The sequence below is a fragment of the Corynebacterium sp. HMSC063A05 genome, from assembly GCF_001809695.1.
Lineage (GTDB): Bacteria > Actinomycetota > Actinomycetes > Mycobacteriales > Mycobacteriaceae > Corynebacterium > Corynebacterium amycolatum.
In genome coordinates this window covers 131,285-144,221 of record NZ_KV798496.1, presented here as the reverse complement: position 1 = coordinate 144,221, position 12,937 = coordinate 131,285, and the positions used below count along the sequence as shown (strand labels likewise).

Genomic DNA, 12,937 nt, shown 5'->3' with positions numbered 1-12,937 from the left:
CCTCGTTAGGGAGGGGGCAGTGCAATGTCGGAGTTGGAATCGTGTGGGGAATTTCGCTTCAGTCATGAGGTGAGGGCTCATCCGCTCGCTGAAGTGATGCGGGAGATTAATCGCTTGCAAGTGGTTATCGCTCAGCGGGTCGCACCACCAGATGATGGCGATGTTGAAGCTCATCTGGCTTATTGGTCGGTGGTGCTGGGCATCTCGCGCACCGAAGTGAATAAATATATGGAAATTGGCTACATGCTTGGGCGCATGCCGCAATTGGCGGAAATGTGTCGGGAGCGCGGGCACTTGTCAATGAAGCATTTGACAATGCTCGGAAAACACACACGCCCTGTAGTCGATGAAAAAGTTGACGCAGTTGAGTCAGGTCTCGTGGATGTCGTTAAGCCAAGGCGAGACGGGGAAGCGCTCCGTGGAGTGCGGGCGATGGCAACGCGGGTGCAGCGAGTGATTGGTGGGTGTGCTCCGGAAGTCCGGCCACGCGATGTGGATGTCGCTGGGTTGCACACTGATAGGGTCCTGGCCCGGAATGTGGAAGCGACCGTAGATGCTGCAATTGATGCGGCGGCATACCAAGTTGAGAAGGATGGGGAATCTGCGGAGGATCCCGCGGAGTCGTCTGAGGTGCAGGAGGTTCAAGCTGCGGCTCTCGATTACTTTGGCGATCGCATGACGGCTAAGGAGTTTATCGCGGTTGATGAACATGGTGACGCTGGAGTGACAACGCTGACTACTGTGCTCGAGCGACATCATGCGGTGGAAGCCCGTGCAATTATCGACGCAGTGGCTAAGAAGATGAAAGTGAGTCGCGCGGCAGCTTTCATGCATGCGTTACGCGGTACTTGTGAGGTGGAGGTGAATCTGGAGCTCTTCCGAGTGCTCTCTCCCGGGGAGGATGGCGAGCCGGAAAACACTCCAGTGTGGCTCGCTGGTGCTGGTTGGCTTTCTACGCTGGTGGCCGAGTCTTGGCTGAAACGGGTATCGACATTGCGGGTGCTGGGGGATAGTGCGGTTGAGGGCTATCGGCCCTCCGAGTCGCAGCGTGCATTCGTGCGTGCCCGTGACGGTGTGTGTAGTTTTCCTGGATGCGATGTCCCTGCGGAAAAGTGCGATATCGACCATATTGTGGAATTTGATCACAGTCTTTCCGGTGGTGAGCGGCAAACGGAAGGGGCTACGCACACAGATAATCTCCATTGTCTCTGTCGACGGCACCACAACCTTAAAACTGCTGGTATGTGGCGAGTTGTTCGAGGTGATGATGGGACTGAAGCCTGGACGTTCCTCTCTTGTGATGAGGGGCCGTTTGCGCAGTCGGATAAAGAGCACACTGGGCATGGTCGTTACACTTTTGCTTCGCAGACTGAAAAGAAGACCGCTGCGCTGGCTGAGCACAATGAGAAACGTCGCAAATTGCATGACAGTCTCCGCGGCCTAGTGGATAAGGTGCGGAGGGATTTGGAAAAGGAGAAGGCGGTAGACGGGGTGGATTGTGAAAGTGATAGGGATGGTGAAAGCGATAGAGATGGTAAAAACCGCGGAGACAGTGATGGGGAGTGAGTGCTAGGTTCTGCTACACTCATTTGTGTCCATATAGTGAGAAGGGTATCTCAAAAAATGACTGAGGTAGGAAAGCTGAAGATTGCCGTCATCCCGGGGGATGGCATCGGCACGGAAGTTACGGCAGAAGCACTGAAGGTGCTGGAGGCTGCTATCGGCGAGTTCGACACCACCGAGTATGACCTCGGTTCGCGTCGCTACTTGCGCAATGGCGAACTGCTCACCGACGCCGACCTTGACTCTCTGCGCGAGCACGACGCTATTCTGCTCGGTGCCATCGGTGACCCGGCGAACGTTCCCCCGGGCGTTCTCGAACGCGGACTGCTGCTGAAGATGCGCTTCGCGCTGGATCACCACGTTAACCTGCGTCCTTCCAAGCTCTTCCCGGGCGTCGAGTCTCCGCTGAAGAACCCGGGCGAGATTGATTTCGTGGTCGTCCGCGAGGGAACCGAAGGTGCCTACACCGGTAACGGCGGTGCGATTCGCGTCGGCACGCCACACGAGGTTGCCAACGAGACCTCCGTCAATACCCGCTTCGGTGCTGAGCGCGTTGTTCGCTACGCCTTCGAGCTGGCTATGACCCGTCGCAAGAAGCTGACACTCGTCCACAAGACCAATGTGCTGGTGCACGGCGGCGGTATGTGGCAGCGTACGGTCGACGAGGTCGCTAAGGAATACCCTGAGGTAGATGTCGATTACTCGCACATCGACGCTGCGACGATTTACCTCGTCACTAATCCTTCGCGTTTCGACGTCATCGTCACCGACAATCTCTTCGGCGACATCATTACTGATGAAGCTGGTGCAGTTTCGGGCGGTATTGGCCTGGCAGCGTCCGGCAACATTGACGCCTCCAATACCAACCCGTCCATGTTTGAGCCCGTTCACGGCTCCGCGCCCGACATTGCTGGCAAGGGGATCGCTGACCCGACGGCAGCCATTCTGTCGGGTGCCATGATGCTTCGCCATCTGGGTCGTGAGGAAGACGCTCAGCGCATCGAAGCTGCTGTGGAAGCTGACATGGCTACCCGCGGTAGTGGCCCAATCAAGACCAGTGAAGTTGGCGACCGCATTGCTGCTGCTTTGAAGTAGCGCATGCGGTAGTGCAAACAGTAGTGCAGTAAAACAGGGGAAGGGTTAGACAATCACAGTTTTGCCATCGACGGTAGTGATGTGAGTCTTACCGTCGGCGGTGTGCTCGATGAAGTCCGACGCATGTCCGACCTGGGCAAGCACATTGATGATGGTGTCGAGGGTGTGTGGGGAAGGGCTTTCTGCGCCGCCATCGGGGCCATTCCCTCCCAGCCCTGCCACCAGTGCATCCCTCGTAATCTCCGCATGTCCCAGGTGCTGAGCCGCCTCGTGGAAGACATGCACAATCACTCCTTCGATGCTGCCGCACCACCAACGGTCTTTATCGGTAGGAATCGCAGCAGGAGCACCAGCGCGGTCAACGCCTTGCAGCTCCACCAGCGCGGATTCAATAGCCGCGCGATCACGGTGGTAAATCTCCAGCCCTTCCGAAACACTGCAATGAGCAGAAAACTCCCCATCGCGATTGCGGACATAATCGCGCCCAAGGCAGACGCGCTCGAGCCAGTACCTCGCAGATCCAGTCACATGCCGTAGCAGCACTGCCAGGGAGTTAATGGCTGGGATAGGGAGGGTTGCGTTGAAGGTGTCGTCGTCAAGCGTGGCGACGAGTGCCGCGAGCTTGTCCATCCTGCCGAGGATGTGGGCATCGAGCGGCCATTCGGGATTTGTGGAAGCGCTGTGTGTGGAATCGGTCATAAGGTCGAGTATTCCCGCAAATCACTCCTATTGGGGCCAAAAATAGGGGATAATTGGCCCCATGACCGTCGAGCTTGCGGAAATCGCAGACTTCCTCAGCCACACTCGCCCCTTTTCGGACCTCTCCGATGAAGAGCGGGCGACTATCCCATCGCTTTTGACCATGCGCTATGCCCGTCGTGGTACGGAGATTATCCGGGCGGGTGCGGACAATAACAGCTGTTTCATCATTCGCTCCGGCATGGTGGATATCTTCGACCCGGCTGGCACTCTGTTGGACCGGCGAGATGTGGGAGATCATTTCGGTTATTCAACGCTGCTGAGCGGTGACCCCTCGCTGTACACGATGACGGCGGTGGAGGACTGCGTATTCCTGGTAATCTCCAAGGAGGTCTTTAACCAGCTCAATGCCCAGTTCGTAGAGGTCCGGCGCTATTACGGCGGTGAGAACGCGCGCATTCGCGCAGTGGCATCGAAGCTGCGGAGTACTGCGGCATCGGAGTCGTTGCGCACACGGGTTGCGGACCTAATGGAAACGTCGCTGGTGACCTGCAGCGCTGACGCGACAGTGCAAGAGGCGGCACAGATTATGACGGAGCGGAATGTCTCCAGTCTGCTCGTGATGGAGTCTGCAGGCGCCAACCAGAGCCCACTCGTTGGCATCATCACTGACCGCGACCTCCGTCGTCGAGTGCTGGCGAAGGCCAAGCCGGCGGAGAGTCTCGTAAGCGAAGTGATGACCGGAAACCCGGAAACCATCAGTCCCGATCTGTTGGTTTTTGAAGCAATGCTGCTGATGGCCGAGCGCGGTTACCATCATCTGCCGGTGCACGACGGGACGAGAGTGGTCGGCATGATTGTCATTGGTGACCTCTTGCGCAGTCTGCACACCGATCCCGTGTACGCGACGGCGATGCTAGCGCGGAAGAGTGATATTTCGGAGATCGCGGAGATTGCTCAGAACGCGCGGCGAATTGTCGGCCGGTTCATTGACCGGGGTGACTCGGGGGAGGAGGTCGCCAAGCTGCTGACTGCCGTGGCCGATGCTGTCACTCGCCGTCTGGTCACGCTTGCTGAGGAAAAGCTCGGGCCCCCGCCGGTCAGCTACGCGTTTGCGGTACTGGGCTCGCATGGGCGCGGGGAGATGGGGCTCGCCTCCGATCAAGACAATGCGCTGGTTCTCGCCGACGACTACGACGCCGACGTTCACGCTGACTATTTCGCCGCGCTTAGCGACGAGATTTGCACTAACCTCGACCGAGTCGGTTATCCGCTCTGTCCAGGGGACATGATGGCCAGTAACCCTGCGTGGCGGATGACCAAGTCGCAGTGGCTGCGCACTTTCCACGGGTGGATTACGGCACCGGAGGCGGAGGCGTTGCTACATGCACAGACCTTCTTCGACATGCGTGGGGTGGCGGGCGACGTGCAACTAGTGGAGGAACTGCGCGCCGCCTACCTGCCGCTGGCGCAGGGGTCGCAGCGCCTGCACGCGCACTTGGCCAAACTCGCGGCCTGGCGGGAGCCGCCGCTCGGCTTCTTCCGTGGCCTGGTGCTGGAAAAGGGCGGCGAGCACGCGGAAACCCTGGACATCAAGAAGGGGGGAACTGCTGCTGTGGTGCAGATGGCGCGTCTATTTGCTGTGGCAGCCGGTCTGCCACAGCTGTCGACACGTGAGCGTTTGGCAGCAAGTGCCGGAGCCGGAAGCGTGAGTCGCCAAGGTGCTCAGGACCTTGCGGATGCGTTCGAGTTCCTGTGCACGGTGCAGCTTCATCACCAGCAGGCCCAGTTCAACGCCGGCACCCAGCCGAATAACCACATCTACCCGAAGCGCCTATCAAGCCTGGAACGGGAGCACTTGCGCGATGCGTTTGGTGTTATCCGCAAGTTGCAGCAGAGTCTCGGGGCGAAGTATCCCATCCGGGCGATGTCGTAGTTTAGCTGTGTGAGTTTAGCTGTGTGAGTTAGCTGTGGGAGCGCGCAATGTTGAAGTTTTTCAAACCCCGCAAGAAACTCCTGGACGCACCTATCCGCGACAATGCCTGGCTCGCGGTCGATGTGGAAACCACAGGTCTGGATCCTTCCAAAGATCAGCTGCTTTCCATCGGCTGGGTGGCAGTGGAAGGCCGCGACATCGTCCTGGAAGAGTCGGGTCATCTTCTCATCCGCCCAGAGCGCGAGGAGGTGAGCGTCGGCGAGTCGGCGACGGTGCATGGGCTTACCGACGACATGGTCGCAACCGGGGTAGAGGCAGAGGTAGCCGTCGGCAAGCTGTTAGAAGCTCTGCGCGGACGGAAGCTGCTGGCGCACTACGCGCGGATGGAAGTTGGTTTCCTGAATCCGTTGTGCCGGAAGTACTTTGATGCGCGCTTTGATGTGCCGGTGGCGGACACTATGACACGCGAGTACGACGCGATTTTGCGGGCCAACCGCGAGCCCGTCCGTGATGAGCTGCGGTTGTGGTCACTGTGCGACAAGTACGGCATTCCCCGTCTTAAGGCGCACCACGCGTTCAATGATGCACTGGCTTGTGCACTGGTGTGGCTTGCGCAGGAATCGCGCGGAGTTTAAATCGTAAGTGTTTGAGAGTGGGGGTCGTTGCATAATTATTGCAATGTGACGTGTACCCTATTTTTATGCGTATTGCTCGAATCGCCCACCCAGAGGGCATGTGCTTCGCGCTCGTCGAGGGCGAAGGCAATGAAGTTACTTTGCACGAGATCGAAGGGCACCCTTTCGGTCAGCTGAATAAGACAAGCCGTTCCTGGCCGCTTGCCGACGTACGTCTGCTCGCCCCAATGCTGCCGTCGAAGGTCATCGCTATTGGTCGTAACTACGCTGACCACGTCGCCGAGGTGTTCAAGAAGTCGGCAGAATCGCTGCCGCCGACGATGTTCATTAAGCCGCCGACGGCCGTTATTGGTCCGGAAGCGCCGATTCGCATTCCGGATTTCGCCACCAACGTCGAGTTTGAGGGCGAGCTGGCACTGGTTATTGGTAAGCCGTGCAAGAACGTGAAGAAGGAAAACGCTCACGATGTGATCTTCGGATACACCATCGTCAATGATGTTTCTTCCCGTGACCTGCAGTTCGCCGACGGTCAGTGGGCGCGCGCAAAGGGCATCGATACCTTCTGCCCGCTGGGCCCGTGGATTCAGACGGAGCTGGACTACAACGAGCTGCCAATCAAGGCGCACCTGACTCACGAGGGTGTTACCGAGACTAAGCAGGACTCCAACTCCAACCAGATGATTATGTCCATCCCGGAGATCATCGAGTTCATCACCGCCTCGATTACGCTGCTGCCGGGTGACGTCATCTGCACCGGCTCCCCGGCCGGTACCGCTGCGATGTTCCCGGGCGACCGCATCGAAATCGAGATTCCGGGTATCGGCAAGCTGGCCAACCCGGTGGAGCGGGCTTAAGCCGCTAGGGGCTTAAGCCCCCTTAACTCCAAAAGCGCGGAGCACAGTGCCCATTTTGGCGCTGGTTTCCGTGACTTCTTCTTCTGGGTCGGAGTGCGACACAATGCCGCCTCCGGCCCATAGTCGTGCCACGGACCCCTCAGTGTCGATTTCGGCACAGCGAATGGAGACCACGAACTCACCATCGCCATTCTCATCGCACCAGCCGACAGCGCCGGAGTAGAAGCCCCGGTCGGTTTCCACGGCCTGGATGACACCGAAGGCGGATTCCGTCGGCGTGCCACAAATGGCAGGTGTTGGGTGCACCACCAGTGCCAAATCCAGCGCGGACAGCGACGGATCCTTCAATCGACCGCGGATATGTGTGGCCAAGTGCCACATCTCGGCGGTGCTCATCAGCTCGGGGCTGTCCGGAACATCCAGCGAACTGCACAGCGGCGCCAGGTTGTCGGCGATGTCATCGACAACGAAGGCGTGTTCATCCAGGTTCTTGCGCGAGTCCGCTAAACGACGAGCCGACGCCCGGTCCGCCTCTTCATTTCGGGATCTCGGCAGCGACCCGGCCAAGGGAAATGCCTCAACGATGTCACCCGTACGGCGGACCAGCATTTCCGGGGAGGAACCGATGAGCAACTTGCCCTCATAATCGGAACCGGCGGGAGAGAGATCCACGACAAAGCCATCACGGTTGGGGGATCCGTCGATAAGCCGCGATGCGAGAAGGAGTGGGTCAATCGGGGGATCGATTTCGAGTTCCACAGCGCGCGCGAGCACGACCTTTTCCAGCGCCGAGTACTCGATGGTGCGGATGGCTGCGGCGATGCGCTCAGCGTGCTCAACGAGCGGGGGATCGTAAGCGACGATGCTGGCGTGAGGCTTCGGTGCGTTCCAGCGGTAGTGCGCGGGTGGCTCCAGCGGCTGCGAGGAGCGGATGACTTCCCGGGGAACGGTCAGGGCGGCGGGCTTGTCCAAGTCGAAGGGCAGGGCGCCGACCACCATCTTGTGAATGCCCGAGTGCAGTCCCTCGGCTGCGAGCCAGGGGTCGGAAATCTGCTCTTCAATACCTTGCGTGCGGATGGAGCCGTGCGCACGGGAGAGCAAAAAATCAGGAGCGGTGGTTGGGCGGGACGTGTCCCAGCGCGTCGAACGTTTCGGAGTCGCTGCAGGCTCGTTCGACGGGTGAGACTTTTCCTGCTGCTCTTCTTCGTTTCCGCCGCCCAGAGAGGGGTGGTTTTCCATGGACATCGCCCTAACCCGCCTCCTCAATCTAAACCCAATTGTGCTCCAGTTTAAGGGGCAGGCTAACCCCTGCCCAAAAAGGGCATACCCGCAGCGGTAATCGTAAGCTGATCGATGACGGCACCTGCCGGCAGATTCGCGGCGTAGAGGAAAGTTTCCGCAGCCTGCTTGGCATCGAACATCGGCTCGCTGCCTGTGAACGTCCCCAACAGGTCAGTCTGCGCATTGCCAATATCAATGCGCGTTGCCGTGATGCCATACTCGCGTCCGTCGAGGGCAAGCACGTGGGTCATTCCGGCAAGCGCGCTTTTCGACGTCGCGTACGCCGCCGTGTGCGCTCTCGGCACCTGCGCTGCGATAGAACAATTGACCAGGATTCGGCCGCCTGCTTGCTCTGTCTTCCCCTCGCACCCCGCCTTCATCCGCGAAAAAGCCTCGCGTGCACACAGGTACGAGCCGACCACATTCGTATCGATGACCGCCCGGAAGTCCTCAATGTCAGTCTCTCCGAACTCCGCGGGCGTGCCGGGCAGCCCCGCATTGAGCACTGCAACATCGATGGTTCCCGTAGCCACCTGCGCGTTCTCAAACATCGCACGGACCTGCTCAGGATCGGTGATGTCACACCTGGAGTAGGTGATGTTGTCCGCTTCGGCGGCAACAGTCTCGAGCGCGTCGATACGCCTGCCGCAGATATGCACGTGCCAGCCATCGGCGGCGAAAGCCAGAGCAATTTCGCGACCAATGCCCGCGCCGCCACCAGTTACTACTACCGTTTTGGTCATGAGCACCATTATTAACTGTTCTACGGTCTACGCACACATGTCCCCGCACGACGCCGTCAACGCCGCGCGTGACGACGGCTACGCGGCCGTGGAATTCTGGTGGCCATTTGACCTCGCAGTGCCCGCACCCGATGAGGTTTCCGCTTTTTGTGACCTCTTTGACGACAGCCTTGGTCTTTATGCCATGAACCTGTGGGGAGGGGACATGGCAGCGGGACAGCGGGGAGTGCTCGATACAGACGGGTTGCCTGCCGGACACTTGGAAGCAGTCAGCCAGATTGCGAGTGCCACGGGGTTGAAGTGCTCGAATGTGCTGCTGGGGCGGTCTGGGGAGCTAACGGACTTGCAGGTGCAGAGGCTAACTGAGATCACTGCCCAGCTGGAGCTCAGTGGTGTCCGCGCGTTGATTGAGCCACTGTCCGGGATGAGCGATTATCCCATTACCGATCCCTGGCAGGCCGAGGAGTTAGCGCAACAGGCTGGTGCTGGCGTGCTCGCGGACTTTTACCATTTTGCGGCCAATGGCGTGGACGTGGATGCCTGGCTCACCGATGTGGAGGCCGGAAGAGTGAGTCTGCCGGCGCACGTCCAGATTGCCGATTTCCCAGGCCGCGGCGCGCCGGGCACCGGCGGGGTGCCGCTGCGCAGCTGGGTTGAGCGGCTGCGCGCCGCTGGATACGCCGGTGAAGTGGCTGGGGAATGGACTCTGTAACCCTATGTAAAACCCTATGCATGCCTGCAGGTGGGAGGGCGGGTATCGTGGGAAAGCATGTCAGATGTTCGCGTACGCTTTTGCCCGTCGCCAACCGGTACCCCGCACGTTGGCCTCATCCGCACCGCCCTGTTCAATTGGGCATATGCCCGTCACACTGGTGGCAAGCTGGTCTTCCGCATCGAAGATACCGATGCCGCTCGCGACTCCGAAGAGTCCTATCAGGCAATCATCGAGGCCCTGAATTGGCTCGGTATTGACTGGGACGAGGGCATCGATGTCGGCGGTCCGCACGGCCCGTACCGCCAGTCGCAGCGCAAGGACATCTACGCCGATGTGTTGCAGCGCCTCATTGACGCTGGTGAAGCTTACGAGGCCTTTTCCACCGCTGAAGAGGTTGAGGAGCGCCACAAGGCCGCCGGCCGTGACCCGAAGCTGGGCTACGACAACTACGACCGCAACCTCACCGAGGAGCAGAAGGAAGCCTTCCGCGCAGAGGGGCGCAAGCCGGTGATCCGCCTGCGCATGCCGGACGAGGACATTGTCTTCGAGGACCTCGTTCGCGGTCGCATTGAGTTCAAGGCCGGCCTGGTTCCGGACTTTGTCATCGCCCGCTCCAACGGTGAACCTCTCTACACACTGGTTAACCCGGTGGATGACGCTCTAATGGAGATCACTCACGTCCTGCGTGGTGAGGACCTGCTGCCATCGACTCCGCGTCAGATTGCTCTCTACGAGTCGCTGAAGCGCATCGGTGTCGCCAAGTTCACTCCGGAGTTCGGCCACCTGCCGTTCGTGATGGGCGAGGGCAACAAGAAACTGTCCAAACGCGACCCACAGTCCAACCTCTTCATCCACCGCGATAACGGTTTCATTCGCGAGGGTCTGCTGAACTACCTGGCGCTGCTGGGCTGGTCCATGGACGGCGATCAGGACATCTTCACCATGGACGAGATGGTCAAGGCTTTCGACATCCACGATGTGCTGTCCAACCCGGCCCGCTTCGACCAGAAGAAGGCCGACGCTATCAACGCTGACCACATCCGCATGCTCGATCCGAAGGACTTCGAACAGCGTCTGCGCACCTACCTGGAAAGCCACTTCGACTTCCCGGCCGACTACCCGGAGGATAAGTTCGCTTTCCTGGCAACGCTGCTGCAGACCCGTGTGAAGACGCTTTCCGACGCCTGGGACCTCTCGAAGTTCCTGGTTGTGGAAGAGGGCGAGTTCACCTTCGATGAGCGCTCGGCACGCCGTAACTTCAAGGAAGACGCCGTCGCTGTCCTGGAGGCCACCATTGCAGCTGTGGAACCGCTCAGCGAAGAGGACTTCGTCACCGAGAAGCTCGAAGCTGCACTTCAGAAGGCCCTCATCGAGGACCTGGAGCTGAAGCCACGCAAGGCCTTTGGCCCGGTGCGCGTGGCTGTAACTGGTGCTCAGGTATCGCCGCCGCTGTTCGAGTCCATGGAGCTGCTTGGCCGCAGCCGTAGCCTGAGTCGACTGCGCAAGGCTCTCGAGGTCACTCCTTTTACTGCTGCTCAGTAAAGAGTGCGAGCTGGGCTGAGCGAAGCAGGTTCGTGTAAGAGCCCGCTTCCTTGCCCACCTTCTGCGGGTCGCGGTTCAGCATATTCATGGAGGTTTCGCGGTAGTCCTTGACCAGCGCCCCCATGTGGTTGTTGAAGAACTCGTGCCAGTCGGTTCCCCAGTAGACCGTGCCGTCCTCGTTTCGCTTGAGCAGTGCGGCAAATGCGTACACGAGCGGGTAGATGAACCCGTCCGGAATCGCGTAGCCGATGGGCTGGCGGTAGAACTTCGAGTACTTCTGTGAAGTCTTGCCAGTCCGCGGATTCTTCTTGTTGGCCTTGTCAACAGCATCAATGCCGCCGAATTTGCCCCCGCTCTTGTTGTAGAGATCGGGTAGCTCCGCGTTGATGCGCTCGAAAATATCGATGAAGTCACGCGTGAGGTTCAAGGCACTGCGGACCTTCTCATTGTAGAGAACGACCTCTTCGGTGCGCTCATTGATGCTTTCAGTGCTGGGTTTAGTGACCTCCGGGGAACTCATGACATCCTCGAAGCGGTCAAGCAGCTTGGCCTTGCCGGAGTAGAGGCTGGTAGGGGTCGGTGCTTCAATCTGCTTGCCGTCGGCATCCTTCGGCAGGTCAATACAGGACAGTGGAATCCACGCCATAGCGATGACATCGCCCACCTTTAGTCGACCAGTATCGTTGGTGCGCCACTGCACGTTGTCGCTAATTCCCTGCGGCAGAGCATGTTTCAGATCGTCAAAGTAGCCGGCGCGATTGAGTTTTGCTTCCGCCTTGAGCTCCGCATTGTTGTTGCGGGCGGCACAGATATCGAGCAGAGCATCGGAGAACTCTTGCACTGTGTCTTCGTCCCGAGCACCGGGCACGAGTACCTCTACCGGAGCTCGGGCATCGAGCTCGGTGAGGCTTTTGTCGGCAAGCAATTCCTCGATTTCTTCGGAGCACTCCATCCAGACCTCCTTCATTTCGGACCACGTCTTGATTTTGCGGCTAGGCGGCGGAGTGAGCTTGCCCAGGACGAACAGCGCGATTGCCAGCGAGTTGTGGCCGCCGTCGAGGATGCCTTCGATGCGACGGTTGCTGAAGGTGAAGCGGTAGAGACTGTCTTCACTGGTGAACTGAGTGGAGGCCAGGAGCACACCCTTGGACTTGTAGGCGAAGAGCTCCGGCGTGGTGTCGATGGTTTCCATGATGGCATCGGTGATGCGGCCGGTGCGGGACACGCGTGGGTTGGCATCGAGGTTGAGGGCCGAGATGATTTTCGCGAACTGACGGATGTGGGGGAAGTCATGATGATTGCCTTTCAGGTCTGTTTTTGATGTGCGGCGGCTGTTTGCCAGCCGCATCACCACGAAGTGTCTCCTGAAGGGCGGATCGGCTTTGCGCTGCGATCGAATGGGCTTTCGATCTGGGATTGTGTTAGCTATATGCACTGCATTGGTTATGCATTAGTTATGCGCACTGCTGAGGTGGGCTGTGGGGGGCTCGCGAATTTAAACGAACCTTTGACAACGAACCTTTGACCAGGTGATTTGCTCTTGTTTACGCTAATTGGCTATATTATTCCTCGTTGCGTTCAGCAGCGATGGCCTATGGTGTAATTGGCAACACAACGGTTTCTGGTACCGTCATTCTAGGTTCGAGTCCTGGTAGGCCAGCGGAATTCGCTTGGTTAGTCTCTTGATTAGTTGAGTCGAATTCAGTTCTAAGCCCCGTTCGTCTAGCGGCCTAGGACGCCGCCCTCTCACGGCGGTAACACGGGTTCAAATCCCGTACGGGGTACAAAGACAGTGTGAAAGCGCCAGTCTTTATTGGCCTATGGTGTAATTGGCAACACTACGGTTTCTGGTACCGTCATTCTAGGTTCGAGTC

11 protein-coding genes and 2 tRNA genes are annotated in these 12,937 nt (G+C 58.9%); 9 read left to right on the top strand and 4 right to left on the bottom strand.

The annotated features are described in order from the left end of the window. The first annotated feature begins 24 nt into the window (after positions 1 to 24). Together HMPREF2651_RS02405 and HMPREF2651_RS02400 are read left to right on the top strand one after the other, a co-directional pair. A complete protein-coding gene (locus tag HMPREF2651_RS02405; RefSeq protein ID WP_049181183.1) occupies positions 25 to 1,566 on the top strand; it encodes an HNH endonuclease signature motif containing protein in 1,542 nt (513 codons plus the stop codon). A 75-nt stretch (positions 1,567 to 1,641) separates the two neighbouring features. Further along, complete coding sequence (locus tag HMPREF2651_RS02400; RefSeq protein ID WP_141745476.1) at positions 1,642 to 2,658, top strand: 3-isopropylmalate dehydrogenase; 1,017 nt, start codon at positions 1,642 to 1,644, stop codon at positions 2,656 to 2,658. 45 nt (positions 2,659 to 2,703) lie between these two features. Here the strand turns inward: HMPREF2651_RS02400 and HMPREF2651_RS02395 are convergent, their stop codons facing one another. Then, positions 2,704 to 3,357, bottom strand: coding sequence for a mycothiol transferase (locus tag HMPREF2651_RS02395; protein WP_070560636.1), 654 nt, complete (start codon positions 3,355 to 3,357; stop codon positions 2,704 to 2,706). 61 nt (positions 3,358 to 3,418) lie between these two features. Here HMPREF2651_RS02395 and HMPREF2651_RS02390 point away from each other — a divergent pair, with 61 nt between their 5' ends. The 3 genes from HMPREF2651_RS02390 to HMPREF2651_RS02380 all read left to right on the top strand — a co-directional run bounded on the left by HMPREF2651_RS02390 (position 3,419) and on the right by HMPREF2651_RS02380 (position 6,782). After that, positions 3,419 to 5,293 carry a DUF294 nucleotidyltransferase-like domain-containing protein gene (locus HMPREF2651_RS02390; protein WP_049181186.1) on the top strand — a complete coding sequence of 625 codons (1,875 nt, stop codon included), beginning with the start codon at positions 3,419 to 3,421 and terminating at the stop codon, positions 5,291 to 5,293. A 47-nt stretch (positions 5,294 to 5,340) separates the two neighbouring features. Then, positions 5,341 to 5,928 carry a 3'-5' exonuclease gene (locus HMPREF2651_RS02385; RefSeq protein ID WP_049181187.1) on the top strand — a complete coding sequence of 196 codons (588 nt, stop codon included), beginning with the start codon at positions 5,341 to 5,343 and terminating at the stop codon, positions 5,926 to 5,928. A gap of 65 nt (positions 5,929 to 5,993) precedes the next feature. Further along, on the top strand, positions 5,994 to 6,782 hold the full coding sequence (locus HMPREF2651_RS02380) for a fumarylacetoacetate hydrolase family protein (RefSeq protein WP_049181189.1): 789 nt from the start codon (positions 5,994 to 5,996) through the stop codon (positions 6,780 to 6,782). Between the two features lie 12 nt (positions 6,783 to 6,794). Here the strand turns inward: HMPREF2651_RS02380 and HMPREF2651_RS02375 are convergent, their stop codons facing one another. Then, positions 6,795 to 8,027, bottom strand: coding sequence for an isochorismate synthase (locus tag HMPREF2651_RS02375; protein ID WP_038628575.1), 1,233 nt, complete (start codon positions 8,025 to 8,027; stop codon positions 6,795 to 6,797). Between the two features lie 56 nt (positions 8,028 to 8,083). Beyond that, a complete protein-coding gene (locus tag HMPREF2651_RS02370; protein ID WP_038629531.1) occupies positions 8,084 to 8,806 on the bottom strand; it encodes an SDR family oxidoreductase in 723 nt (240 codons plus the stop codon). Here HMPREF2651_RS02370 and HMPREF2651_RS02365 point away from each other — a divergent pair. Together HMPREF2651_RS02365 and gltX are read left to right on the top strand one after the other, a co-directional pair. Beyond that, on the top strand, positions 8,805 to 9,518 hold the full coding sequence (locus HMPREF2651_RS02365) for a TIM barrel protein (protein WP_065422978.1): 714 nt from the start codon (positions 8,805 to 8,807) through the stop codon (positions 9,516 to 9,518). The genes HMPREF2651_RS02370 and HMPREF2651_RS02365 overlap by 2 nt on opposite strands. Before the next feature lie 57 nt (positions 9,519 to 9,575). Beyond that, complete coding sequence (gene gltX / locus HMPREF2651_RS02360) at positions 9,576 to 11,063, top strand: glutamate--tRNA ligase (protein WP_038628577.1); 1,488 nt, start codon at positions 9,576 to 9,578, stop codon at positions 11,061 to 11,063. Here the strand turns inward: gltX and HMPREF2651_RS02355 are convergent. Continuing rightward, positions 11,047 to 12,411, bottom strand: a complete 1,365-nt coding sequence (locus HMPREF2651_RS02355; protein WP_239663059.1) for a hypothetical protein — start codon at positions 12,409 to 12,411, stop codon at positions 11,047 to 11,049. The two genes, gltX and HMPREF2651_RS02355, sit on opposite strands and share 17 nt — an antisense overlap. A gap of 240 nt (positions 12,412 to 12,651) precedes the next feature. Between HMPREF2651_RS02355 and HMPREF2651_RS02350 the strand changes: the two genes are divergently transcribed. Then, positions 12,652 to 12,723, top strand: a tRNA-Gln gene (locus HMPREF2651_RS02350). A 51-nt stretch (positions 12,724 to 12,774) separates the two neighbouring features. After that, positions 12,775 to 12,847: transfer RNA gene (locus HMPREF2651_RS02345), tRNA-Glu, on the top strand. The last annotated feature ends 90 nt before the right edge of the window (positions 12,848 to 12,937 follow it).

Coding starts and splice junctions, on each gene's coding strand:
- HMPREF2651_RS02370 (WP_038629531.1), bottom strand. CDS start 8,806: ATGACCAAAACGGTAGTAGTAACTGGTGGCGGCGCGGGCATTGGTCGC.
- HMPREF2651_RS02380 (WP_049181189.1), top strand. CDS start 5,994: ATGCGTATTGCTCGAATCGCCCACCCAGAGGGCATGTGCTTCGCGCTC.
- HMPREF2651_RS02405 (WP_049181183.1), top strand. CDS start 25: ATGTCGGAGTTGGAATCGTGTGGGGAATTTCGCTTCAGTCATGAGGTG.
- HMPREF2651_RS02375 (WP_038628575.1), bottom strand. CDS start 8,027: ATGTCCATGGAAAACCACCCCTCTCTGGGCGGCGGAAACGAAGAAGAG.
- gltX (WP_038628577.1), top strand. CDS start 9,576: ATGTCAGATGTTCGCGTACGCTTTTGCCCGTCGCCAACCGGTACCCCG.
- HMPREF2651_RS02385 (WP_049181187.1), top strand. CDS start 5,341: ATGTTGAAGTTTTTCAAACCCCGCAAGAAACTCCTGGACGCACCTATC.
- HMPREF2651_RS02365 (WP_065422978.1), top strand. CDS start 8,805: ATGAGCACCATTATTAACTGTTCTACGGTCTACGCACACATGTCCCCG.
- HMPREF2651_RS02390 (WP_049181186.1), top strand. CDS start 3,419: ATGACCGTCGAGCTTGCGGAAATCGCAGACTTCCTCAGCCACACTCGC.
- HMPREF2651_RS02355 (WP_239663059.1), bottom strand. CDS start 12,411: ATGCGGCTGGCAAACAGCCGCCGCACATCAAAAACAGACCTGAAAGGC.
- HMPREF2651_RS02395 (WP_070560636.1), bottom strand. CDS start 3,357: ATGACCGATTCCACACACAGCGCTTCCACAAATCCCGAATGGCCGCTC.